Origin of the sequence: Pontibacter aquaedesilientis (assembly GCF_014773225.1) — a bacterium.
GTDB lineage: Bacteria > Bacteroidota > Bacteroidia > Cytophagales > Hymenobacteraceae > Pontibacter > Pontibacter aquaedesilientis.
This window is the reverse complement of the sequence record NZ_JACXAJ010000001.1, coordinates 1,138,663-1,162,657: the sequence shown is the minus strand read 5'-3', so window position 1 is coordinate 1,162,657 and position 23,995 is coordinate 1,138,663. Positions and strand designations below refer to the sequence as shown.

17 protein-coding genes are annotated in these 23,995 nt (G+C 50.4%); 7 read left to right on the top strand and 10 right to left on the bottom strand.

Translation table 11 applies throughout. The features are described 5' to 3' along the window. Nucleotides 1-134: 134 nt before the first annotated feature. Together H9Q13_RS05020 and H9Q13_RS05015 are read right to left on the bottom strand one after the other, a co-directional pair. A complete protein-coding gene (locus H9Q13_RS05020) occupies nucleotides 135-569 on the bottom strand; it encodes a hypothetical protein (RefSeq protein WP_191182619.1) in 435 nt (144 codons plus the stop codon). A 585-nt stretch (nucleotides 570-1,154) separates the two neighbouring features. Next, nucleotides 1,155-1,997, bottom strand: coding sequence for a 1,4-dihydroxy-2-naphthoyl-CoA synthase (locus H9Q13_RS05015; RefSeq protein WP_191182618.1), 843 nt, complete (start codon nucleotides 1,995-1,997; stop codon nucleotides 1,155-1,157). A gap of 201 nt (nucleotides 1,998-2,198) precedes the next feature. On the opposite strand from H9Q13_RS05015, the gene hslV reads away from it, so the two are divergent. Both hslV and H9Q13_RS05005 read left to right on the top strand, forming a co-directional pair. Beyond that, nucleotides 2,199-2,741 carry an ATP-dependent protease subunit HslV gene (gene hslV, locus H9Q13_RS05010; protein ID WP_191182617.1) on the top strand — a complete coding sequence of 181 codons (543 nt, stop codon included), beginning with the start codon at nucleotides 2,199-2,201 and terminating at the stop codon, nucleotides 2,739-2,741. A gap of 386 nt (nucleotides 2,742-3,127) precedes the next feature. Then, complete coding sequence (locus H9Q13_RS05005; RefSeq protein WP_191182616.1) at nucleotides 3,128-4,099, top strand: deoxyhypusine synthase family protein; 972 nt, start codon at nucleotides 3,128-3,130, stop codon at nucleotides 4,097-4,099. Between the two features lie 412 nt (nucleotides 4,100-4,511). Here H9Q13_RS05005 and H9Q13_RS05000 read toward each other — a convergent pair whose 3' ends face one another. The 4 genes from H9Q13_RS05000 to H9Q13_RS04985 form a co-directional block, all read right to left on the bottom strand. Beyond that, nucleotides 4,512-7,109, bottom strand: coding sequence for a M1 family metallopeptidase (locus H9Q13_RS05000; protein WP_191182615.1), 2,598 nt, complete (start codon nucleotides 7,107-7,109; stop codon nucleotides 4,512-4,514). Nucleotides 7,110-7,681: 572 nt separating this feature from the next. After that, a complete protein-coding gene (locus H9Q13_RS04995; RefSeq protein ID WP_191182614.1) occupies nucleotides 7,682-7,819 on the bottom strand; it encodes a hypothetical protein in 138 nt (45 codons plus the stop codon). A gap of 24 nt (nucleotides 7,820-7,843) precedes the next feature. Beyond that, nucleotides 7,844-10,036 carry a catalase gene (locus tag H9Q13_RS04990; RefSeq protein WP_191182613.1) on the bottom strand — a complete coding sequence of 731 codons (2,193 nt, stop codon included), beginning with the start codon at nucleotides 10,034-10,036 and terminating at the stop codon, nucleotides 7,844-7,846. 496 nt (nucleotides 10,037-10,532) lie between these two features. Further along, nucleotides 10,533-11,084 (bottom strand): 2'-5' RNA ligase family protein, encoded by a 552-nt coding sequence (locus H9Q13_RS04985; RefSeq protein ID WP_191182612.1) that lies wholly within the window; start codon nucleotides 11,082-11,084, stop codon nucleotides 10,533-10,535. Nucleotides 11,085-11,346: 262 nt separating this feature from the next. On the opposite strand from H9Q13_RS04985, the gene abc-f reads away from it, so the two are divergent. Together abc-f and H9Q13_RS04975 are read left to right on the top strand one after the other, a co-directional pair. Then, nucleotides 11,347-13,275, top strand: coding sequence for a ribosomal protection-like ABC-F family protein (abc-f, locus tag H9Q13_RS04980; RefSeq protein WP_191182611.1), 1,929 nt, complete (start codon nucleotides 11,347-11,349; stop codon nucleotides 13,273-13,275). 195 nt (nucleotides 13,276-13,470) lie between these two features. Next, nucleotides 13,471-14,547 (top strand): sensor histidine kinase, encoded by a 1,077-nt coding sequence (locus H9Q13_RS04975; protein ID WP_191182610.1) that lies wholly within the window; start codon nucleotides 13,471-13,473, stop codon nucleotides 14,545-14,547. A gap of 12 nt (nucleotides 14,548-14,559) precedes the next feature. Here the strand turns inward: H9Q13_RS04975 and H9Q13_RS04970 are convergent, their stop codons facing one another. After that, the gene (locus tag H9Q13_RS04970) at nucleotides 14,560-14,961 is read right to left on the bottom strand and encodes a response regulator (protein WP_191182609.1); all 402 of its coding nucleotides are present in this window, start codon (nucleotides 14,959-14,961) and stop codon (nucleotides 14,560-14,562) included. Then, nucleotides 14,936-17,173: a PAS domain-containing sensor histidine kinase gene (locus H9Q13_RS04965; protein WP_191182608.1), complete on the bottom strand. Its 2,238-nt coding sequence runs from the start codon at nucleotides 17,171-17,173 to the stop codon at nucleotides 14,936-14,938. The genes H9Q13_RS04970 and H9Q13_RS04965 overlap by 26 nt, the downstream gene beginning before the upstream one ends. A 419-nt stretch (nucleotides 17,174-17,592) precedes the next feature. Between H9Q13_RS04965 and H9Q13_RS04960 the strand changes: the two genes are divergently transcribed. The 3 genes from H9Q13_RS04960 to H9Q13_RS04950 all read left to right on the top strand — a co-directional run bounded on the left by H9Q13_RS04960 (nucleotide 17,593) and on the right by H9Q13_RS04950 (nucleotide 22,544). Beyond that, nucleotides 17,593-21,492, top strand: coding sequence for a DUF7149 domain-containing protein (locus H9Q13_RS04960; protein WP_191182607.1), 3,900 nt, complete (start codon nucleotides 17,593-17,595; stop codon nucleotides 21,490-21,492). Nucleotides 21,493-21,566: 74 nt separating this feature from the next. After that, on the top strand, nucleotides 21,567-22,061 hold the full coding sequence (locus H9Q13_RS04955; RefSeq protein WP_191182606.1) for a hypothetical protein: 495 nt from the start codon (nucleotides 21,567-21,569) through the stop codon (nucleotides 22,059-22,061). Between the two features lie 225 nt (nucleotides 22,062-22,286). After that, entirely contained in the window at nucleotides 22,287-22,544 is a 258-nt protein-coding gene (locus H9Q13_RS04950) for a hypothetical protein (RefSeq protein WP_191182605.1), read from the top strand. 44 nt (nucleotides 22,545-22,588) lie between these two features. Here H9Q13_RS04950 and H9Q13_RS04945 read toward each other — a convergent pair whose 3' ends face one another. Next, nucleotides 22,589-22,960, bottom strand: coding sequence for a hypothetical protein (locus H9Q13_RS04945; RefSeq protein WP_191182604.1), 372 nt, complete (start codon nucleotides 22,958-22,960; stop codon nucleotides 22,589-22,591). A 399-nt stretch (nucleotides 22,961-23,359) separates the two neighbouring features. Continuing rightward, on the bottom strand, nucleotides 23,360-23,767 hold the full coding sequence (locus H9Q13_RS04940; protein WP_191182603.1) for a hypothetical protein: 408 nt from the start codon (nucleotides 23,765-23,767) through the stop codon (nucleotides 23,360-23,362). Between the last annotated feature and the right edge of the window lie 228 nt (nucleotides 23,768-23,995).

Here is a 23,995-nt window from a genome sequence, read left to right as displayed (position 1 = left end):
ACTGCTGCGCTTTACCCCGAAAAAAAGCCAGACAGCCGTCATGGCCCTGCCCAGACCGGAGTCGAGGACGCTTTTGTGGTTATTTTTTGTGTCAGGAGAAGGGGCGCCTTGGGGAAAGGAATAAGAATCAGAAGTTACTGAGGAGTTGTGCAACAGCTACCCTTGTTAGGGGTTAGGTATTCTTCTGTCACTACTGCTGATGATTTCTTCATTAATTTATAGTCAGCTTTCCTGTTGAGGTAGCTTGTGGTACAGAATAAAATAAGTGACACGGCCAGAACAAAAAGTATAAAGTCAGTAAGTGTAAGTGAATTCAGCACCTTAATAAAGAACAGTGCGAGAACCAACAAAATAGCAATCACTAAACTGGCTAGCGCTCCTAAGCTGATAAACAGTATCGGATTCACAAGCTCTTTTATGAAAGTTAGCTCAATTATCAGCCAAAAGGCCCCTACAAAGATTAGCATAACAGAGAGAGTCTTGAGTATACTCTTTTTCTTCTTTCTATCTCTATCATCGACTGATGAGAGAAAAATCGGCAACTCTGATAAGAGGTCTAGAATCCCCATTAATGTTTTTTAGTTTTTCTATTAATTACTACTTACCCCTAACTACTGTATAGCAGGAGTACCTACTCCTACTATCTGCACTATGTGTAGAGTTAATAACTTCCAATCAAATATGTCTCAGTGCACCTGATAATGGCTTTTCAACGACTTTGAGCAGAAATCACCCCATTAACTAAATATAGTAGAATATTTTGAAACTGCCATATTGCCAAGTTGAATCATGAATAATTAATTTTTAACAGAGGGTTCGATTCATTTTAAATGTGGGTTATAGATAGGAAGCCTAATTTATGATTATAATTGTACAATCATAGCTAATGACAGCCTTCAAAAGCTTTCGATTATTCTTGTGAAGGCTGTCATTTTAAAATATTATTATCCGGGTATAGCCGGGTTACCCGGCTATACCCGGATAATAATATCAGAAATCAGCAACTTGTATATTTGAAGTCTGGAAACTAATATGGCTATATATTGGTTTATGAAGGAATTGTATCAGATCATAATATCGTTATGTCGCATTCAAAAATTAAAGCCGCTCCTTTTTGGAGCGGCTTTACTGATGCTATACCTGTTGGCAATACCTTACGGAATCCACTTGATATCCGAAAAGTCCGGCTTGCGCTTCTCCAGGAAGGCGTTGCGGCCTTCTTTGGCTTCTTCCGTCATATAGGCGAGGCGGGTGGCTTCGCCGGCAAATACCTGCTGGCCCACCATACCGTCGTCGGTCAGGTTAAAAGCGAACTTCAGCATTTTGATAGAGGTAGGGGACTTGGCCAGAATTTCCTGCGCCCACTCGTAGGCGGTGTCTTCCAACTCTTCGTGCGGAATGACCGCATTCACCATACCCATATCGTAAGCGTCCTGCGCGGAGTAGTTTCTTCCCAGGAAGAAAATTTCGCGGGCACGCTTCTGGCCCACCATTTTGGCCAGGTAAGCAGAGCCGTAACCACCGTCAAAACTGGTTACGTCGGCATCGGTCTGCTTAAAGATCGCGTGTTCCTTGCTAGCCAGTGTGAGGTCGCATACCACGTGCAGGGAGTGTCCGCCCCCAACGGCCCAGCCTGGCACCACGGCGATTACCACTTTGGGCATAAAGCGGATCAGACGCTGCACTTCCAGTATGTTGAGGCGCGGCATACCTGCCTCGTCCACATAGCCCTGGTGGCCACGCGCGTTCTGGTCGCCACCGCTGCAAAAAGAGTAAACCCCGTCTTTAGTGGACGGGCCTTCTGCTGAGAACAGCACCACACCAATTGAGGTGTCTTCGCGGGCGTCCAGGAACGCTTCGAAAAGCTCCGCCACCGTTTTCGGGCGGAAAGCGTTGCGTACGTTTGGCCTGTTGAAGGCTATACGGGCCACGCCGTTTGATTTTTTGTAGGTAATGTCTTCGTATTCTTTAACTGTTACCCAGTTTGCTTTGCTCATATCTGTATGCTTTTAATGCTGATTGTAATATTGCAGCAAAGATAATAAAACGAAGCAGGATTTGGCAGACCTCTGTGGCCGGCATTTACCCTACGGGGTTGGCTATACCTGATCTTCCCGACAATTTGTCGGGCGCTATACCTTTGGCTTTTTGTTTGCGATTGCCGTAGCTTTAACAGACAGAATTAAAACCACCATAAAATGGCGAAGATAAGATCAACTACTGTAGTAGGAATTTACCACAACGGAGAAGTATGCGTAGGCGCTGACGGGCAGGCCACCATGGACAAGCACGTAGCCAAAAGCAATGTCAAAAAGATCCGGAAACTGCTCGACGGCAAGATCGTGACCGGATTTGCGGGTTCCACTGCCGATGCCTTTACCCTGTTGGAGCGATTTGAGGAGAAACTGAACGCTTATCAGAGCAACATGAAGCGTGCCGCCATTGAATTGGCCAAAGACTGGCGCAAAGACCAGTACCTGCGCAAGCTCGAAGCCATGATGGTGGTAGCCAACAAGGAGGAACTGCTGATCATCTCTGGCACCGGCGATGTGCTGGAACCCGACAACCAGATCGCCGCCATCGGTTCGGGCAGTATGTTCGCCCACGCAGCTGCCCTTGCCCTTAAAAAGCACGCCCCGCATCTGACAGCAGAAGAAATGGTTCGCGAAAGCCTCAACATAGCAGCCGACATCTGCATCTATACCAACCACAATCTGGTGATCGAAAAGCCAAAACAGTAAACAGTTAACAGGAAGCAGTTATCATTAATCAGTTTCTCGAAGGGACAGGTCTCGACCTGTCCGAATCGTGCAAAGGTTTGTTAACAGGTATACCGGGTCTGCCCCCTTCCAAGGGGGACTTTCTGACGCTGCCAATTGATTGGTTTAAGCATTGTTGAATCGTTGATAGTCTGTACCCTTAAAATTTCAATTTAGAGAAGGTGCCCCTTGGAAGGGGGTGAGAGGATGATAATGGTGCACCGATTTATACCTGTTGAAATTCAAAACGAGTCGATTATAAACTTTATAGCACCGATCAACGAATAACGATAAACGATTAACGAAATATGTCTTAACTTGCCACCACCCAGCTAAATGGGATCATTTGCTGGCTTTATGCAACAACTATGAACGTATCAGAATTTCTTAAAAAACACTACAAGCACTTCAATGCGGCCTCTGTGATAGACGCTGCCGAAGGATATAAGACACACCTCAACAACGGAGGCAAAATGCTCGTGACGCTGGCTGGCGCTATGTCAACCGCCGAGATGGGCATCATCCTGGCAGAGATGATCCGCCAGGATAAGATCCATGCTATTTCGTGCACGGGTGCCAATCTGGAAGAGGACATCTTCAACCTGGTGGCGCACGATTTTTATGAGCGTGTACCGCATTACCGCGAGCTTTCTGCCGCTGACGAAGAAGAACTGCTGAGCCGTCACCTGAACCGTGTAACCGATACCTGCATACCGGAAGAAGAGGCCATGCGTCGTTTGGAGCACACGGTACTCAAGTATTGGGAGAAAGCAGACAAAGCGGGCGAAGCTTACTTCCCGCACGAGTTCTTCTACCAGATCCTGTTGTCCGGCGACCTGGAGCAGTACTACCAGATCGACCCGAAGAACAGCTGGATGCTGGAGGCTGCCAAAAAGAATTTGCCAATCATCTGCCCGGGCTGGGAAGACTCTACCTTGGGCAACATCTATGCGGGCCACGTGATCAGCGGCGACATCAAAAATGTGCATACCGTGAAAACAGGTATACAGTACATGATGGAGCTGGCTGAGTGGTATACCAACACAGCTAAGGATGACTCTACCATTGGTTTCTTCCAGATTGGTGGGGGTATAGCCGGTGACTTCCCAATCTGTGTGGTGCCCATGCTGCACCAGGATTTGCAGCGCGACGGTGTTCCGCTTTGGGGTTACTTCGCCCAGATCTCTGACTCTACGACCAGCTACGGTTCTTACTCCGGCGCAGTGCCAAACGAGAAGATCACCTGGGGCAAGCTCGGCAAAGACACACCGAAGTACATGATCGAGTCAGACGCCACCATCGTAGCGCCGCTTATTTTCGCGCTGGTACTGGATATGTAGTTTTAGATGCTAGATATTAGATGTTAGACACAAGATTTTTCTTGTGATGTGATAAACAAGAAGCCCGCTGCGAAAGTAGCGGGCTTCTTCGTTAATCGTTGTTCGTTGTTCGGAGGTATAGAGGTTATGATCCCTGAGCTGCTCCGGATTTGCAATCCGCATCTCTGTCCGTAGCTGCTGCCTTCACTGCTGCGGATTGCAAATCCGCTGGTAAGATACTTTCGGATTGCAAATCCGAAAGAGCAGAGCAAATGGGAGTTGCAAATCCGCAGCAGCAGATGGAGCAGATGAATCGGACATTGCTCCATCTGCTATTCCTATTCAGTTATGGTAGAGCCGTTGCATGGACAGGTCGCGACCTGTCCCTACGAACACCAATATCTGTTTACTGATAACTGCTTACTGCTTACTGTTAAAGCTGTTTACTGATAATGGCATTCGCCCTGAACACCCCATCGGCAGCCTGCTCTATCTTGCCTTTCAGCTTCGGGTTGTAATTAGGGTGAGCGGATAGAAAAGTGCGTATGGTTTCAGCAGCGGTCGGTGTCTGGTAGTAACCGAAAGTGGACTGCAGCCAGTTGGTCGGGAAGAAGATGTCGCCGGTCAGTTGAATCTCCTCTACCAGTTCAAGACTTTCCCGCAGGTATTTCTCTGACGTAGCGGCACGTATCGGATGGTGCAGATACGTCAAAGCGGCTGCTACCCAGGCTTCTTTATCCCGGTTGTTTTGATCTTTGAGCGAAGCAAAAAAGGCGTCGCGTACCTGCTCGTCGCCTGACAAAGCCGGCATCATAAATTGCAGTCGTTTCCGGCGGTCCGGGTTTTTGATCCGGCTCAGTTGCTGCTTCAGTATACCTTCGGAGTCCTTGTAGTCGCGCACGGCCAGTGACAGGGCCAGCGAGGTATAGTCGTCTTCGTTGAGGGTCACGCCGGCAGGGGCCTTCTGTGTTTGCCATACCTGGTACAAACGGTTTTGCGCATCCGGCGTCATCGCAATACTTTGGTAGGTCTTGAACAACAGCTTTTTGGCATTGCCAGACTTCTGCTTTTCCATGGCTTCCCAAAGATTCTTCTCCAGGGCTGGAGCTGTCTCAGCTCTACGGGCCGGTGTGCTGAACTTCCAGAAAGTGTCGCTCAGATAACCTGTCAGCAGTTTCAAATTCAGCTCATCCTGTTCGTTGCCTGATTCAAGCAGCGCAAATGGCAGCAGCAACTCAGGAGTTACCTCCTTCCCGTTGAGCATGTTTTCGTACAGGTTGATATAAGCGGAGGCTCGCCTCACAGGATCTTCCATTTTGCTTATGTGGTCTAAGCTGCGCATGTCGATCGGGAACACGCCGTAGCCCTGACCGGAGGAGTTGAACAGCACATACAGCGGCGCTCTTTTCCCAATGGCATCCGTCAGCTCTACCGATCCTTTATCCATGTTCACGGTCATTTCCTCTGTGCGGTCGGCATAGCCCAGCGTCACCTCAAACAGTTGCGGCCAAAGGCGATGAGATCCGTCTTCGCCTTTCTGTGAAATGGTGAAAGCGCTGATTTTTCCGTCTTCGATCGTTTGTTTGTATTCAAAAACGGGCCTGCCCGGTTCATTCACCCATACCTGGTTCCAGGCTTGTAGGTCGGCCGGTGTGCGGGCATCCAGAATCTCGATGAGCTCAGGCCAGGTGGCGTTGCCGTAAGCGTACTTTTTCAAGTATACCTGCAGCCCTTCCTGAAAGGCTTTTTCGCCCATCAGGCGTTCCAACTGCCGCATCATAATCGGGGCTTTATGGTAAATGATGTGCCCATAAAGTGTTCCGGCATCCTGCAGATTGTCCAGGTTCTGGCGTATCGGATTGGCCCCTGCCGTCCGGTCTACGCTGTAAGCCGCCGGAAAGTGGTCGATCAGGAACTTGAGGTCATAGTTGCTGTCTTTCACGGTGGTTTTTGAGATCTTGTCAGCCATAAAGTTGGCAAAGACCTCTTTCATCCAGACGTCGTTGAACCAACGCATGGTCACCAGGTCGCCGAACCACATATGCGCCGTCTCGTGGGCGATCAGGTTAGAGCGGGCCACCAGCTGGTCTTTGGTAGCGCCTTCGTCCAGGAAGAGGGTAGAGGCTTTATAATCGATCGCGCCCACATGTTCCATGCCACCGTACTGGAAGTCAGGTATAGCCACAAAATCAAATTTCTTAAAAGGGTAGGGGATGCGGGTATAGTCCTCCATAAAGGCGAGGGCATCGCGGTGGATACTGAAAATCGGCTCGATACTCTTCAGTTTGTCCTGGTCTGTTTCGCGGTGGTAAAAGTGCATGGTCCGGCCCCCATCCGTGTTAGTTACCTGGCTGAAATCTCCAGCCATAAAGGAGAAAAGGTAAGTAGGAATGGTATCTGAGGGTTGGTAATGATAGGTCTTGGTATTACCGGCCCATACTGAGTCCTGCAAAGGGGCATTGGCCAGTGCTTTCCAGTGCTGTGGCAGCGTTAGGGACAGTTTGTAGACCGCTTTAATATCAGGCTGGTCGAAACACGGGAACACGGTACGGGCACGATCGGGCACCAGCAAGGTATAGAGGAAATCCTCGTTTCGGTTAAGGGACAGATTACCGGCCGTGAAGTCGATTTGCACCTGGTCCTGTCCTGTGGTGAGGTGCTCCGGCGCAATGACGATATGTTCGTTTTCAAACACCACCGGTATGACTTTGCCATTTACCTTCACCCCTTTGATAGACTCCCGCTGCTCTTTGAAATCAATCTGGAGCGGCTGTGATTTGTCGAGCAACTCAAAAGAGATAACCTCAGATGCAGGTATAGGAGCGTCTTTTCCAGCAGGTAGTTCCAATTTTATATCATACTGCACCTGGCGCAGGGTTTGGTTTCTGTATTCCGCCAGCTGTCGCGATACGCCTGTTTCAATAGGTAAGGTATAAGAAGCGCTAGTCGCAGGTCCTTTGCCACAAGCGCCCAGCAGGGTTAGTGATAAAGCCAGGGCAGCGGCTTTTAGGATATGGTTGTGTTTGTGCATGATCGTGTGTAGGGTGTGTATGTAAAGATAAGATGAATGGGGGAAATACGGTAATTTACCCTGTGACAGTTATTCGATTTTAAAGAGGGACCTTATACCTGGAGTTGCCTAATTTCCCCTGCTCACTTCAGCTTGTCTGAATCTTCTCGAGAGCCCCTACCCCCAGGATTTACAGGATTAAAGGATTAACAGGATTTCCGTATACGAATAACTACCCTTGCCCCTCCGAGGAGGGGAGTTCTCATAAACGATTGTCATCCCCCTGCCCCCTTCTAAGGGGGACTTTTCGGCCATTGTCGGTTCTAATGTAAAAACCCTGTAGCACATAAACTGCCACGCATTGCAAGAGTAACTTGCACGCCTGCTAGGAAACAAAACGCACTTGCCATGTGCACTTAACGACGCTCCACTGTTGGGGGTAGGGGCCCTCGACAAAGAGCGGTCAGCGAGTAGGGTAGGGGTCCTCTATTTGGAGCGTCTTGATTTTTTTGCCTACTGGGGGTAGGGCCCCTCGATTTTTTTATCAAGAAAAAATGTAGGGCCTGCCCGGCTAGGGCAAGCTATGAAACAGCTCAGGTTGCTGTAACTTCAAAGTCTCCTCTACGCCAGGTATAGAGTATAGGTATAGGTATAGGTATAGGTATAGGTATAGCCAAACCTGCTACAAAAAAACCAAGAGCCGCGAAACTCGTGGCTCTTGGTCTAAACAAACAAGCAATCATAAACATTAAAGCCTATGCCGGGGTCATTGACTTTTCCCGATCCCAGTGGCGGTGTTTTTTAATAGCGGCAATAAACTTATTGGCAAAATCGCTGGCGTCCGCATCGCTGCCAGCCGTCACAATTCCGCTGTGTGACACCACGTTTCCGGAGTTTTGGTCAGCGAAATTAATGCCTAGTACAAATGCCCGTTCAAGCAGGTTAATACCATAACCGGAGGTGGCAATCGCCTTCGCGTGTTTAAAGGCCTCACTTATAAAGTGAAGTGCGTCACCTAGCTGCATCATCGTGCGGATACTCTTTTCACCGTCAGGTATATACACGGCGTCATACATGATCGAGGCGGTTGTCACATGGCTGCTATCCACTTCCAGTTCCTGTCCGGTGCTGGACATACGCTTGCCCAGGAATTTGGAGATGATCTTGACGTGTGCGCCTTCTGCCTCCAGGGCTTCCTTCACTTGCATTACTTCGTTGTACTCAAACCCTTCTTCGATCAGGATCGCCACTTTTCTCGATTTAGCCGTTTCGATCTTGTTCTTCTCCATGCTCACAGCAGGAGATTCCTTAACCGATTTGCCTTTCTTCATTTGTTGGGAAGCTGCATTTGCTTCGTAGTTGCCGGTAGATTCTGAATCTGCGCCAATCGGCACCTCAACGCCGATGCCTACAGCCACCAGCGCAGCAAACTGTGGATCTACCCGATGAAAATTGGCCAGCTGTCGTCTGCGCACTTCTTTAGAAGCTACTTTTCCCAACTCAAACTGGGCCGCAGCCACCAAGTGGTCTTTCTCCGTTTCGGTCAGTGAGTTCCAGAACAGGGTAGCCTGGCTGTAGTGGTCGTTGAAGCTTTCGCTTCGGGCACGTATCTTGTGGCCTTCCACTTTCTCCATGTGATGCACATAGCCGCCCATATGTTCTGGCGCCATCATCGGGCAGCCGTTCCCCAGCGAGTTAGGCCAGTAATTTGTCTTGCCTTTGTTGATGGTCTGCCGCATAAAGCCGTCCCGCTGATGGTTGTGTACCGGGCAAACAGGCCGGTTGACCGGTATTTCGGAGAAGTTAGTGCTGTTGAAGCGGTTCAGTTGCGTATCCAAGTAAGAAAACAGGCGGCCCTGCAACAGTGGGTCGTTTGTTACATCTATACCTGGCACCAGGTTGCCCGGGTGAAAAGCCACCTGCTCTGTCTCTGCAAAAAAGTTGTCCGGGTTTCGGTTGAGCACCATCTTTCCCACTGGTGTCAGCGGAACGAGTTCTTCCGGAATGAGTTTAGTAGCGTCCAGGAGGTCAAAATCGAACATGAATTCATCTTCTTCCTCTACCAGTTGCACGGCAAGCTCAAACTCAGGATATTCTCCCATCTCTATTGCTTCCCATAAGTCGCGTCGTAGCCAATCAGGGTCTTTGCCGGCCATTTTCTGCGCTTCGTCCCATACCATAGAGTGGGTGCCCAGCATCGGACGCCAATGGAATTTAACAAAACGAGACTTCCCTGCTTCGTTTATAAACCGGAAGGTATGCACGCCAAAGCCCTGCATCATACGGAAACTGCGTGGAATGGCCCTGTCGGAAAGTACCCACATCAGCATATGGGTGGTTTCTGGCATTAAGGAGGCAAAATCCCAGAAAGTGTCGTGTGCAGCAGAGGCCTGCGGCATTTCATTGTCAGGGTCCGGTTTAATGGCGTGCACCAGGTCAGGGAACTTGATGCCATCCTGAATAAAGAACGGAGGCATGTTATTGCCTACCAGGTCGTAGTTGCCTTCTTCGGTATAGAATTTAGTGGCAAACCCGCGAACGTCGCGCACCGTGTCAGCCGAACCACGCGAACCAACCACGGTAGAGAAGCGCACAAAGACCGGCGTCTTAATGCTGGGGTCACTCAGGAATTTGGCTTTGGTATACTTTGCCATGGACTCATACGGCTGAAAATAACCATGTGCCCCGGCCCCACGTGCATGCACGGCACGTTCTGGCATACGCTCATGGTCGAAGTGTGTCATTTTCTCCCGGAAGTGGAAATCTTCCAGCAGCGTAGGCCCCCGCGAACCGGCTTTGAGGGAGTCGTCGGTGTGGTTGATGCGTATTCCCTGATCAGTCGTCATATATTGCCCGTGGCCGTTTTCTCGAAAGTCTTCTAACTGTTGGTTTTTACTGTTTTCATCCACTTTAATGGGCATACCCTGCTTGTTGTCTTTTTCTTCCATGTTTCTATTGGTTATAGCTTGTTAGAGGTAAGTAATGTTATGGCTCATGGCGGTGAAGCATCGGGGACTGATCAGATGCCTGCCTTTATAGGGTAAATAATTATACCTCAACCAATACGGGTTATAAAAATGCGGGGTTGGAAAAATTTGACTTTACGTAATTAAAATTATGTTTTGCTTAGAGGCTATTTTAAAGTTAGAAGGTATAAGTGCCATGCCCAGGTCTTGAGAATAATCTCCTTTGCAGCCTAATGAAGAAATCAAAAAGCCTCTTAGAGAATAGTTTTGTAAGCGTGGCATTTGTCTGTCAGGAAATATGACAAGCGAAAAGTTTCGACACAAAGCTTTAACCCCGTTTTGGAGGAAGGCAAAATTCAAGCACCTATCAGGGAAGCTTGTTTAAGAAAATAACTGGTGAGCGTAGCAGGCAAACCGTGATGTCGGCAGATCTGGCACTGGTTTATTTTGCCTTTGTTGACCCGGCTGTGCCAGTACATCAGACAGTGAGTTCTTTGCGCCCAAACCTGTACTCGTCTTCTTTGAGATAGAAATCGCCGCACTTCTGCAGGATGGTCAGGTTGTCCAGATTGATCTCCCAGTTAAAGTTGTAGCTGAACAGAAACGTGAGCACCGGGCCGAGCACATCCGGACTGGTATCGCCAAGCGCCAGCGAAATGTGAGGCAGCCACATGTTGGGGTTGTAGTACACGCCCATTTCGCTGCTCATTTCGGAAATGTCGCGATGCAGGCGGGTATGAAGTTGGTTAAGGGGAGGCGTGCGCAGCACAGGTATGTAGATCACCGGTTTCTCGCCCGGAAAAATGCCTAGGCCAGTAGTGCGGATCGTAAAAGGCTCAGTTTCGCGGCTGGTCTGCTCCAGGTATTCCTGCAGTTCCTCCATATCCGGAATCTCGGCTGTCAGGAGCGTCAGATGCGGGTAGGGGGTGAGCTTGACCTCGCTGAGGCCAAATTTCCTGTCCAGGTGCTCGGTCAGCTCAGTCACACGATCAGAATGGGATTGGTCTAGCAGGGAGGTAACCGCGATCATAAAAAGAATAGTTTTAGTGCCGCTTTCAATTCATACATATACGACTTCTTAACAAGCATAGCACTATACAACGAAGCGCTGCGCATAATGTTAACCTTCAGGATCGTCGTTTGTCACAGATAGGATTGGTCTTCGCCATTCAGGGTTCAATTATCTATCTGTTTACGTATGGCGTCTGCTTTTGTCTGTAACGGAACGGGCTGTTTGGGGTGCCTGAATATTTTAAAATAAGTACCTTTGTGCATCAGCTTTTCGATTCGCCATGATTTCTATCAATAACCTCAGTTTCCACTTCGGCAGCCGCCCCATGTACGAGGATGCCAACCTGCACATCAAGCCAAAGGACAAGATCGGCCTCATTGGCCTGAACGGTACCGGTAAGTCTACGCTGCTGCGCATTATCGTGGGCGAGTATAAGCCGGACGGTGGCAGCATTCAGATGAGCAAGGAAACCACCATCGGTTTCCTGAATCAGGATCTGCTCAGTTACGAAACGCACGAGAGTATTCTGTCGGTGGCCATGCAGGCCTTTGGCGAGGCGATCAGTCTGCAGAAGGAGATTGACAGGGTGCTGGTGGAGTTTGAGAACAACTTCCATGACAACCTGGTCGATCAACTGGCCGCCTTGCAGGAACGCTTCGAAGCGTTGGGAGGCTATACCATGCAGGCCGAAGCCGAGGCCATACTCGAGGGCCTGGGCTTCACGACGGAGGAGCTGCAAAAGCCGCTGGCTTCTTTCTCGGGAGGCTGGCGCATGCGGGTCATGCTGGCCAAGATCCTGTTGCAGAAGCCCTCGTTGCTGCTGCTGGACGAACCAACCAACCACCTGGACCTGCCTTCCATCAAGTGGCTCGAGACGTACCTGGAGCGCTTTGAAGGTGCGGTTGTCATCGTATCGCACGACAGGGAGTTTCTGGATAAAACCACCAACATCACCGTGGAGGTATCGGGTGCCAAGCTGAACCTATACCCAGGCAACTACAGCTTTTATATAGAAGAGAAAGCGATGCGCAACGAGATACAGAAAGGCGCATTTGAAAACCAGCAGGCCCAGATCCGGCAGACAGAGCGCTTTATTGAGCGCTTCAAGGCCAAGGCAACAAAGGCCAAACAGGCACAGAGCCGCATGAAGCAGCTCGAGCGCATGGACCGCATCGAAGACGTGGCTCCGGATGCCGCCAAGGTAAATTTCAGTTTCCGGTTTAACGTGCAGCCAGGCCGCCATATTCTGCGCCTCGAGCACATGAGCAAGAGCTTCGGCGACAAGATCATCTTCCGGGATACCAATGTGCACGTAGAGCGTGGCGATAAGATCGCCCTGATCGGTGCCAACGGCAAAGGTAAATCTACCTTATTGCGCATCATTGCCGGTACAGAGCCGATTCAGGGCAAGCGGGAACTGGGCCACAACGTGATCATGTCGTTTTATGCCCAGCACCAGTTGGAAGCCCTGAACGTGGAAAACGAGATGCTGCAGGAACTGCAACAGGCCGGCTCGGGTAAATCGGAAGTCGAACTGCGTACCTTGCTGGGCTCTTTCCTGTTCACGGGCGATGCTGTGTTCAAGAAAATCAAAGTGTTGTCGGGAGGGGAGAAGAGCCGTGTGGCCCTGGCCAAAACGCTGATCTCGGAGGCGAACTTCCTGATGCTCGACGAACCGACCAACCACCTCGACATGCAGTCGGTCAACATCCTGATCCAGGCGTTGGAGCAGTACGAAGGTACCTTCATCATCATCTCGCACGACCGCTACTTTGTGGAAAATGTGGCCACCAAGATCTGGTACATTGAAGACTTCCAGCTGAAAGAGTACCCGGGCACTTACCATGAGTATGAGGCTTTCCAGGAGAAGCGTGAGAAGGAAATGAAAAAAGACGCTGCCGCGCCGGTAGCCAAAAAAGAGGAGCCGAAACCGAAACGCGACAACAGCGAATACAACGCCCTGAACAATCAACTGAAGCAGGTAAAACGCCAACTGGGCGAGGTGGAGAAGAAAGTGCAGCAACTGGAGCAGGAGCTAGGCCAATACGAGACCCAACTGGCCGACCCCAAGGTATACGGCAATCCCAACCTGCTGCAGGAGACTTCCCAGAAATTCGAAGCTGTGCAGAAAGAACTCGATGCCACCAACCTGAAATGGGAGAGCCTGATGCTGGAAGTGGAAGAACTGGAAGAAAAGCTGGGGAGTTAGGGAAGTTAGAAAGTTTGGAAGTTTGGAAGTTGGGGAGTTTGAGAGTTTTAGTTTTAAGGGCTTGCAATTCCCACCATTTAACGAAGTTATGGATAAGTAATATTCTACAAAACCGCGATTGAACTTCGTGTTTGCCTGGCCGTAATGAGGATAGCATTATGCCAATGGAAACTATTTCTATTACAAGCAAACGACATGGAGACAGACAAGTGGATCGAACAGATAGGGCAACAGAGCAAGAAAGCGTTTTTTAAATACAACCTGTCCCATCAGCATTTTGAGGTGTTGACAGACGCTGTAGCCGCTATCTGGGAAACTGCTTTAGACCAAATCCGGCAACACCCCGAAATATTGCTCGACCCGCTCGCAGCCGAGGAGCGGGATGCACTGGACCGGCACGCGAAGCAAGTGTTGGCCGGCACCCCGGTGGAAACAACCTTCCGGATGGAAATAGGCGGAAAAACGAAGTTTGTCTGTTGCGATGTCTACCCGATCAGAAACGAAGGAGGAGCCGTGGTGGCGGTCGCTGGCGTAATAGAGGACATTACCCAGCAAAGGCGCTATCAGGACTACCTCACCGAGTTTGCCCAACGCAAAGACAGCATGCTGGAGATGGTGTCGCATGACCTGAGTGGTCCGCTGGCCATCGTCCGGAGCGTGGCCGGGCTGTTGCGGGAGGAGGTACAGAACAGCACAAAGCAAGAAGTGGCGAAGTTTACCGGCATCATAGAAGATGCCTGCAGCAACTGCACCAACCTGATCAATGACCTGCTGAGCGAAGAGCACCTGCGTTCGCCGCAGGTATACGTCAATAAAACACGGGTTGATCTGGTGGAGGCGGTCCGCAAGATCACAGAGCCCTACCAGCAAGGCCTGCTCGTCAGTCAGCAAATTGAACTGGATCTGCCACCCGAACCACTGGTGATGGAACTGGACCAGGTCAAGTTTTCACAGATACTCATCAACCTGATTTCCAATTCCATCAAGTTCACTCACTCGGATGGGCGTATTCAAATCTCGGTCCGGAGGGAAGGCGACGAAATGCTGCTGGAGCACCGCGATAACGGCATTGGGATACCGGAACACTTGCTGCCCCATGTGTTCGACAGGTATACGGCGGCAGGCAGACAAGGCCTGAAAGGGGAACAGTCGCGTGGGTTGGGACTTTCGATCGTGCGCAACCTGGTAGAGCTGCAGGGCGGCACCATCCGGGTGGAAAGTCGCGAGCAGGGCGGTACAGTTTTCTTCCTGCGCCTTCCCCTGCATGGTTAAGCCCCGACTGCCCTAATCCCGATCCCGGGGGCAGGTCCTGGCAATAAGGTCCAGGCTGTCTTCATCCAAAGGTTTGTGCAGAAAGCCGTTTACCAGAGGGTATGTTTCGGATTTGCTTTTGTCACACTCCGCTATAGAGGAAGTCAGGATGTAGATGCAGGTTTTGTTTTGTAACTTCTCTTCGTACATGCTCAGCATATCCAGAAAATCCCAACCACTCTTCGTTGGCATGTTCAGGTCCAGCAGGATCACCTCGGGCATGTTGGAATAGTGGAGTTGCAGCAAGCTGGCAAACGCATCGTCAGCAGTCATAAAAGTATGGATCTCTTGCGCATAATCAACTGACTCAAGTATAAGGGAAGTGAGGTATAAGCTGATCTCATCGTCATCAATTATGAATACTTTTCTTATCATGGAGCGCGCTCTCAAAATGTATGGTAAAGGTGGTGCCCGTCCCTAACTTGCTTTCCACTTCTATTTTTCCACCTATTGCTTCCACCTGCATCTTCACCAGGTATAGGCCAATGCCTTTTCCATCCTGCCCCTGATGGAAGCGCTGGTAGAGCTGGAATAGTTTAGATCCCACAGACTCCAGGTCCATCCCGCTGCCATTGTCCCTTATTTGCAGGGTGATGCCATTATCTGTTCTTACGCTTATGATCTCTAAGAGTAGGCTATGCTTTGAAGATTTATATTTGATGGCGTTGGAAACCAGGTTATGCAGGATACTGTAGACGTAGGCTTTGTTTGCCCACAGCCTGGCCGTCGGTTGTAAGTCGACGCTTACCTGCGCCCCGGACTCCTCGAGCAGATGCTGCATGCTTTGCAATACTTCTGCCGTCACATCGGCCAGTGCCACCTGCTCGCGTACGTCGTCTTCATTCGAAGTCCTGACTGCCAGTATCTTGTTCAGGTCGCCTATCACGTCGTCGAGTCTGCGGGCTGACTTTTCGAGGTTTTGCAGGCCCATATCAAAGCGGTTGCTGTGGCGGTCGAGCTTTTGCAGCATGGTAGACAGGCCCACCAGGTTTGCCACCGGCGCCCGCAGGTTGTGCGACACAATGTAGTTGAACTGCTGCAGGTCCTGGTTTTGCAGGTATAGGTGCTTGGTTGCCTTTAGGAGGTGCTCCTGGTCCAGCTTGCGTTTGGTGATGTCAGTATGGATGTAGACATGCTTGATGATCTCGCCACTGTCGTTGCGGACCGGCGTGATGGAGAGATCGGCCCAGAGGCGTTCGCCGCATTTGCGGAGGCTCAGGAACTCGCGCTGCACTGGTATGCCCTGTGCTAACTGCTCTCTGATGGCCCGGATTACTTCGGGGTTGGTGCCAGGCGCTGTCAGGATCTCGCTCGGTTTGCGCCCTTTGATCTCCTGCAGGGTATACCCCGTTACGGTTGTAAAAGCTTCGTTCACCCATTCGATGTGGCTGTCGCGGTCGGTGATGATCACCCCGTTGTTGGTTTTGCTGGCCACCAGCGAGAGCTTGCGCAACTCTTCCTGTGCCGCTACCTGCGCCGTGATATTGGAGAACGAAACAGTGACGCCGCCGTCGAATGGGGAGACCGTAAACCGGAGAATAACTTCCATTTCGCAAATCTCCTCTTCAAACACGGTTGATTTTCCGGTTGCGGCTACTTCGTGGCACTTCTGGTAAAAAAGACTGCCTACCAGCCAGGGATACTCTTCCCAGATGCAGCGCTGCATCAGATCATCTATCTCGCGGTTGAGGAAACGGGCGAAAACGGAGTTGCCGAAGCTGTAGCGCCACTGACTGTCCAGGGCAAAGAAGGCTTCTGTTATGCTTTCCAGGATGTTGTGCAGCTGCTGGGCTTGCGCCTTCACCAGGTTGTTGGCGGCTTTTTCGCTGGTGGTGTCTTTGGCAATGCACTGCACCGCACGCACTTTGCCATCGAGGATAACGGGCACCACCGTCACCTGCAGGTCGCGCTCTTCGCCCTGCTTTTTCAGAATCCGGGTGTGGAATGTGCTGGACTTGCCTTGCAGGGCTTCAGAGAACACCTGCAGGCACTCCTGCCGGTAGGGAGGCAGCACATAGTCTACAAACAGGCGGTTCCCATTCTCTTCGGGTGTGTAGCCTGTCATTTCAAACAAGGCATTGTTGCAGGACTCCACTTCTCCGGTGGTGCTCAGGGTTACCACCAGGTCAGGATTATCAAAATAGAGGGCTTTGTAATAAGCCCGGCTCTCCCGCTGCAGCCGGATAACCTCCATCTTTGCCGTGATGTCGCGGGAATTGGTGACAATACCCCGCACCGCCGGATTGTCGAGCATGTTGGTGGCAACGCAGCTAAGCCAGTGCCAGGAGCCGTTGTGTGCCTTGTAACGGAAAGGAGGGAGGGAAATTTGCTTCTCGCCGCCGCCCACGAGCTGCCGCAGCGCCCCAACCGTGATGCCCAGGTCTTCTTCGTGGACCAGTGCCATCACGTTAGTGCCCAACAAGGCACCCTGCGGATGCCCCAGCAACGTTGTAATCGAATCGCTCGCATATAAATAGGTACCCTCCTGGTCAATTACCGTAATCATCTCGGACCCATGGCGGACAATGGAACTGTAAAATGCCGGCGTCAACTCCAGGACAGGCAAACGCTGTAAACTTTCACTCATACAAAAGCAAATGCTAAAACCACTCTGAATGTAATTGGAAAAAATCAATATCAGTTCATTCGTTATAAATTTTGCGCAACATTATTGTTATTCTATAAAATTGGCTGTTTTATATCCTAAAAGATATTCGGAGCCTGAAAAGTAGGTGGCGTAACACGGAAAAAAGAGCTTCTTTAAAATTTGTTGTAAATAGGACTAATCAAATTATTTTTGGTGTATACCTGTTTCGGTAACTAGCAGGCTGCTTCGGCCGGGCACTGCGTCGGCCAGGAGCAGCCTCTGCCCCCGAAAAGGCTACAGGGCAGCCAGGCAGTTGGGCAGGCAGTGTGCGGAGGAGGGTTGTTTCCAAAATATTCAAGTTCCGTGTTATTGTTTTGCTATTCGTTTGTGTAACTTGTTTCTGAAAACAAATTTGCGGCATGCCCTATACCCTTTTGCGCCCCCGTCAGGCCCTGAACAAGGCCTACCTCCGACTGAAAACATCCCGCTCCGACATGGAGCAGTTCAAGGCCGCCTTGCGCACCCTGCTCGACAGCCTGAACCCCAACGAGACCGAGGAACACGCCAAGAACCATTTGCGCGATTTTCTGAAGGCGGCTTTTTATGGCAACCACGGCATCAACACCAAAGGCAAGACCGACCTGGTGATCCATACCGGCAACAGCACCAAGAGCAACGCCGGCGTGCTGCTGGAGGTGAAGCGGCCCACCAACAAGGCCGACATGCCCACCCCCGACAACCTCAACCACAAGGCCATGCACGAGCTGCTGCTCTACTACCTGCGCGAGCGGGTGCAGCACCACAATCACGACCTGCGCCACCTCATCGTGACGAGCGTGCACGAGTGGTTTGTGTTCGACGCCCTGGAGTTCGATCGCCTGTTTTACCGCAACACCCAGCTCCGCAAAGACTTCACCGACTGGAGCGAGGGCCGCAAGGCGAGCAGCAGCACCGACTTTTTCTACAAGGAGATTGCCTCACCAGCCATCGCCAGCCTGGCGGAAGGGATCAGCTATACCTATTTTAACCTGAAGGAGTACGAGAAGCCGCTGCGCAACCGCGACCTGAAGGACGACGTGAAGCTGCTGCAACTCTACAAGCTGTTCTCGCCGCCCCACTTGCTCAAGGAAAGCTTCGCCAACGACGCCAACTCCCTCGACCGCAACTTTTACCTGGAGCTGCTGCACATCATCGGCCTGGAGGAAGTGAAGGAGGGAGGCCGCAAGCTGATACAGCGCAAGGCCAAACCCAGCGCCGGTTCGCTGCTGGAGGCGGCCTACCAGAAGCTGCGCTCCGAAGACCTGGTAGCGGGGCTCGACAATCCCTATGCCTTTGGCAACACCCGCGACGAGCAGCTCTTTAACGTGGCGCTGGAGCTCTGCATCACCTGGATAAACCGCGTGCTCTTCCTTAAACTGCTGGAGGCACAACTCATCAGCTACCACCAGGGCGACAGAAGGTATGCCTTTATGAGCACGGAGCACCTGCGCGAGTTCGACGACCTGAATGAGCTGTTCTTTGATGTGCTGGCCGAGCGGCCCCAGCACCGCACCGCCAACGTGCGTCACAAGTTCGCCCACATCCCATACCTGAACTCGTCGCTGTTCGAGACCACGGCGCTGGAGAAACGCACGCTGCGCATCTCCAACCTCAAAGACCGCAGCATGCTCACGGTATACCCGCAAACCGTGCTGCGCAACCAGCAGGGACAATCGCTGGGCAAGGGACAGGCCGAACTGCCCACACTGGAGTATTTGCTGCGCTTTCTGGGCAGCTACGACTTCGGGGCCGAGGGCAAGGAGGCGATTCAGGAAGAGAACAAAACCCTGATCACGGCATCGGTGCTGGGCCTGATCTTCGAGAAAATAAATGGCTATCGCGATGGCTCTTTCTATACCCCCGGCTTTATCACGATGTACATGAGCCGCGAGGCCATACGCCGTGCCGTGGTGCAGCGTTTTGCGGACAGGTATAGCGAGGTATTTGGTTCGAATCCAAATGGAATCACATTTGAAGCGCTCCAACTTTTCACTTCCAGGGCAACCAGTTTGGAGCAGATAAAAGCATATAACGACCTCATCAACAGCCTGCGCATCTGCGACCCGGCGGTGGGCTCGGGGCACTACCTGGTGAGTGCGCTAAACGAACTCATCGTGATAAAAGCGGAACTGCGCATTTTGCTGAACCGGCAAGGCAAGCCGCTGCACTTTGGCAGCATCGAGGTGCAGAACGACGAACTGATCGTGACCGACACGCACGGCGAACTCTTCAGCTATACGGTGCACCAACAGCCCGACGGCAGCCGCACCATCAACCCGCAGGTGCAGGAACTCCAGGAAACCCTATTCCACGAAAAGCAGACCATCATCGAGAACTGCCTGTTCGGGGTGGACATCAACTCAAACTCCGTCAAGATCTGCCGCCTGCGCCTCTGGATCGAACTGCTCAAGAATGCGTACTATTGTCAGAATCTTCTCGAGGGCCCCTACCCCCAGGATTTACAGGATTCTAAGATTAACAGGATTTCCGCAGAGAGTAATTCTAAAAAATTCTCTAATCCAGATTTGTCCAGCCCGGTGTGCTACGCAGATGTGCCAGGTATGCGCGACGGTTTTGGGGGCGGGAACGGGCAGGGCAGGTATAGCGAGCTCCAGACGCTGCCCAACATCGACATCAACATCAAGCAGGGCAACTCGCTGCTGAGCCGTTACCCGCTGTCGGCGGATTTGCACGAGGCTTTTGGTCGCAAGGGGCACAGCCTGCCTGCTTACCGACAGGCGGTGGCCGAGTACAAGCACACCAACTCCAAGGAAATCAAAAAGCAACTGGTGCATTTCCTGGAGGAGATCAAGCAGGGCTTCCGGACCACGCTGGCCAACAACGACCCGCTGCGGGAACGCATGGCCCGGCTGCGCGGACAGATCAGCGTGATGCAGGACCCGGACCTGTTCGGGGCGGCCAAGGTGGACAAGGCCAAACTCGCCAAACTGAAAAAGGAGCTGCAGAAACTCGAAACGGAGCGCGAGCAGATCGAGACGAACAAGGTATACGAGGGCGCTTTTGAGTGGCGTTTCGAGTTTCCGGAAGTGCTCGACGAGGAGGGCAATTACCTGGGCTTCGATGTGGTGATCGGGAACCCGCCGTATATTTCAAGTAAAGGATTTGACAAATCTTTTATTAAGTATCTCAATTTAAATTATGAGACAGCAGAATATCAATTAGATCTATATGTTGCCTTTTTTGAAACTGCAATTAATCTGCTAAAAGACTTTGGTAATATTTCATTTATTACCCCAAATTCATGGCTTAAAAACTTAATGTTTTCAAAATGCAGAAACTTTATTCTTAAGAAAATTCAGATCAATACTCTAATTCCGAACTTAGACAATATTTTTGAAGAGGCTTCAGTTGATACTTTGGTAATAGTTGGTACTAGAAATAAGGACTGTGGTAATATAAGTATAGGGGAGTTCAAAAGTGAAAAATATACCTCTAAACACACTGTCAATCAATGCCGATTTGTTGAAAGTGACTCTCAAATTATGAATGTAGAAGTATCTGATGCTTTAGATTCAACTTTCCAAAAAATCAGGAAATCATCTATCCCGCTTGAAAAAATTGCTGAAATAACTAGAGGTGTAAATTCATACGATAAGTATGCAGGTCATACTCAAGAGCAGATAAAGAATAAGGTTTTTCATGCTGATTTTAAAAAAGATGACTCATTTGTTCCAGAGTTAAAAGGCAAACATGTTTTTCCATACATTTATAAGTGGGATAGGAAAACTTATATCAGTTACGGTAATTGGTTAGCAGCACCTCGTGATATTAAGTTCTTTCAAGGCGAAAGGTTATTAATGCGGCAAGTGTTAGGGAAAACACTTTTTACAACAGTTATAGAAGAAGATTTTATAATTGATCAAAGTGTCTTCATCGCTAAAATTAAAGATGATTATGCTGATGAGTTTGAAGCAAAATATCTACAAGGTCTACTTGGTTCAAAATTTATGTTCTTCTACTTTACTCATTCTAGTAATGAGTTTGATGCTTTATTCCCTAAAATTAAAATTGGTGAATTCAGACTACTCCCCATCGCCCAAGCCGACGAAGAAACGAAAGCAGGTATACGGGATTTGGTAGAGCGGGTGTTGGCGGCGAAGCAGGCCGATGCGGGGGCGGATACGTCGGCGCTGGAAGCCGAGATCGATCTGCAGGTATACCGCCTTTACGACCTCACCTTCGACGAAGTGCTGCTCGTGGAGCCGGGGTTTGCCCTGTCGCGCGAAGCCTACGAAATGCCGGAAGCCGCCAAGGTATAGCAAGCCCTCGTAGGGGCAGGTCGCGACCTCTCCCTACGAGGAAAAGGGGGACAGTAAAAACATCAGATTTAGATATGAGAAACTTAGCGCTATTGCCAATCGAAAAGTCAGTCCAGGACGAAATCAGGACTTCGCGGGACAAACTGCTGGCCTACGCAGGTATAAAAGTCGATATACTGGCGCTGGAAAACGACATCCTGCGTGTGCGGGTAGCACAGACCTCCCTCATAAACAACTATCTGCTCAGCCAGTCGCAGCTGGTCAGCAGGGCAGGATCTTTATTGGCGCCGCTAAATGGCAGGTATAGAATCCATTATGTTACCCTCTCTTACAAACCCAATTTCGGGGAGATCGACCACCAGTGGATAGCGGAGCGCAAAAAGGCATACAAGCTTTCCCGCAACGACCTGAGTAAGCAGCTAGGTATAGCCGACGAGGCAATAAGAGGTTTGCTTACCGGCGTCACTCCCCTCACGCAACAGCAGCAAGCAGCCTTCTTTTATTATTTCATGACCTACGAGCTAAACCGCGATTTTCGGGAGCTTGAAATTTTAGAAAGCAGTCTCTAAAAACCCGCTCTCCCGGATTTGTAACATCGCACGCTCTCGCTCTTTCGGACATCCCGCTCCCTCGCTCTTTCGGATTTGCAATCCGAAAGCATTGTCCCACTTTTCCTGCTCTTTCGGATTTGCAATCCGAAAGCATCCCCACTCTTCCCGCTCTTTCGGATTTGCAATCCGAAAGCATGCTATCAGCGGATTTGCAATCCGCCAAGCTACATGTAGCAGCTGCCTTTGAAAGTGCGGATTACAAATCCGCCAGTAAGCAATTTTCGGATTGCAAATCCGAAAGAGCGAGTTGGTACTTTCGGATTGCAAATCCGAAAGAGCATGGAGGGCATGGAGGCAAGTGAGCAAAAGCACGGAGTCGGGACAAGTTTTCTGATTGCAGAGCCGGAAGAGCTACTGGAAGTGCAGGAAGGTATAACAGCCGCTGAAAGGCAGCAGCAAACCACGCGGCGTCTACCAGACCCTCGAGCATCTAACCGATAAGCCAATGCTATACCTGCTGCAACCAACGGGAGAAACTACGCAGGTTATATGCCTGCAGAGCGGGCTTTTTCAGCCTGTTCGTTGGCCTTCTGGCGTGTTTTCTGTGCCTTTTTTTCCATGTTAAGCGATTTTTTGGCCTGTTTCACGGCATTGGCTGCATCCCGGTCGCGGCGTTTGGCTTCGTTGTAGCGGTCCTGCGCCACTTTCAGCTCCTGTTTGGCGGCCTTCAGTTCGCTTTTGGTGATCTCTCTTTGCGCACTGTGATACTGGTATACCGAGTCGCCATACTGGATTCGGCGCTCGTTCTGGAATTGTCGGGTGGCCTCTTCCTGCTGGGTCAGGACCTGTGCGTTTCCCTGCTCTGCGTATAGCACTACTACAAGCGCTATACCTGCATATGTGTATATAGTTTTCATACTCCCATATACGTAGCGCCCTGTGTTATGGGTGTGTAAGTAAAAGTATTTCAGTGACTTACGAATGATCTGGGAGATTTGCGCAGTCCTGCAGCAAGTGGGTTGATCCGGGGCCTGGCCGCCATCCTGGTCTAGGCTGCGCTGCGCGAAGACCAGGGCATACAAAACCTTGAAAAGCAAAGCCCGGCAGGCAACTCAAAAAAGGGGATTTGTGGCCCGCTGCCGCAGCAAAAGGGTGACGAAAACAGGAGGGGAGCACTGCTGTAAAAATAGCCCGAAAATATTTGAACCTTCTATATAACTGCCCGTATATATAGCCAAATTCACATAGCTCATTTTGTGAAACTCAAAGCAGTCCCGAAGGTGAACGGTCGGGGCTGCTTTTTTTATGCCGTGGGTTTACTCCTCCAGCCAGGCCAGCGCCTCCCGGTGATTGGTGAACGAGCGCAGTTCGTAAGAGATCAGGCCCGAACGCTGCAGTACCTCGATGTTTTCCTGGGCTTTGACCTCCCGGTCTTTGGAGGCAGGCTGAATGCGGGCCAGTTTGATCAGCCTGGTTTTAGAAAGCTGCGCTGCCAGTTCCATGCTCATCGCTCTGTTTTCCTCATCATTTATCTCAATATTCGTATGGCTGGCGTCCAGTAACAGTTTGCGCACATCATAGTTTCTGATCGTATCCACCATGATGTTGAGGTTGTGTTTTATTTCAGAGAGGTGCATGCTTTGCAAATCCGGATACCTTACCTGCAGAATATCGGTAGCAGGGTTATACTCAAGTTTGAGGACACTGTTTTGCAAAAGAATCATGTCTGGTAATGCTATGGGTAATGTAATTGAAATGAAGCCCAATTTATAAACCTTTTTAGAAGGTGGCAATAGCTGGCAGCAGTAATTTAAATCTAAAAACGATTTTTTTAGTGATTTTATATCTTGATTTTGTGCAATTTTAACATTTAAGTTTTGTTTATATCCTCGGAAACAGTGATTTATGTAACAAGGCCTGATAAACAGAGTACTTAACTTATAAGAGGTATA

Bases quoted from the DNA above. Each gene is read 5' to 3' on its own strand.
- H9Q13_RS05020 (WP_191182619.1), bottom strand. From the start codon at position 569: ATGGGGATTCTAGACCTCTTATCAGAGTTGCCGATTTTTCTCTCATCA.
- H9Q13_RS05015 (WP_191182618.1), bottom strand. From the start codon at position 1,997: ATGAGCAAAGCAAACTGGGTAACAGTTAAAGAATACGAAGACATTACC.
- hslV (WP_191182617.1), top strand. From the start codon at position 2,199: ATGGCGAAGATAAGATCAACTACTGTAGTAGGAATTTACCACAACGGA.
- H9Q13_RS05005 (WP_191182616.1), top strand. From the start codon at position 3,128: ATGAACGTATCAGAATTTCTTAAAAAACACTACAAGCACTTCAATGCG.
- H9Q13_RS05000 (WP_191182615.1), bottom strand. From the start codon at position 7,109: ATGCACAAACACAACCATATCCTAAAAGCCGCTGCCCTGGCTTTATCA.
- H9Q13_RS04990 (WP_191182613.1), bottom strand. From the start codon at position 10,036: ATGGAAGAAAAAGACAACAAGCAGGGTATGCCCATTAAAGTGGATGAA.
- H9Q13_RS04985 (WP_191182612.1), bottom strand. From the start codon at position 11,084: ATGATCGCGGTTACCTCCCTGCTAGACCAATCCCATTCTGATCGTGTG.
- abc-f (WP_191182611.1), top strand. From the start codon at position 11,347: ATGATTTCTATCAATAACCTCAGTTTCCACTTCGGCAGCCGCCCCATG.
- H9Q13_RS04975 (WP_191182610.1), top strand. From the start codon at position 13,471: ATGGAGACAGACAAGTGGATCGAACAGATAGGGCAACAGAGCAAGAAA.
- H9Q13_RS04970 (WP_191182609.1), bottom strand. From the start codon at position 14,961: ATGATAAGAAAAGTATTCATAATTGATGACGATGAGATCAGCTTATAC.
- H9Q13_RS04965 (WP_191182608.1), bottom strand. From the start codon at position 17,173: ATGAGTGAAAGTTTACAGCGTTTGCCTGTCCTGGAGTTGACGCCGGCA.
- H9Q13_RS04960 (WP_191182607.1), top strand. From the start codon at position 17,593: ATGCCCTATACCCTTTTGCGCCCCCGTCAGGCCCTGAACAAGGCCTAC.
- H9Q13_RS04955 (WP_191182606.1), top strand. From the start codon at position 21,567: ATGAGAAACTTAGCGCTATTGCCAATCGAAAAGTCAGTCCAGGACGAA.
- H9Q13_RS04945 (WP_191182604.1), bottom strand. From the start codon at position 22,960: ATGAAAACTATATACACATATGCAGGTATAGCGCTTGTAGTAGTGCTA.
- H9Q13_RS04940 (WP_191182603.1), bottom strand. From the start codon at position 23,767: ATGATTCTTTTGCAAAACAGTGTCCTCAAACTTGAGTATAACCCTGCT.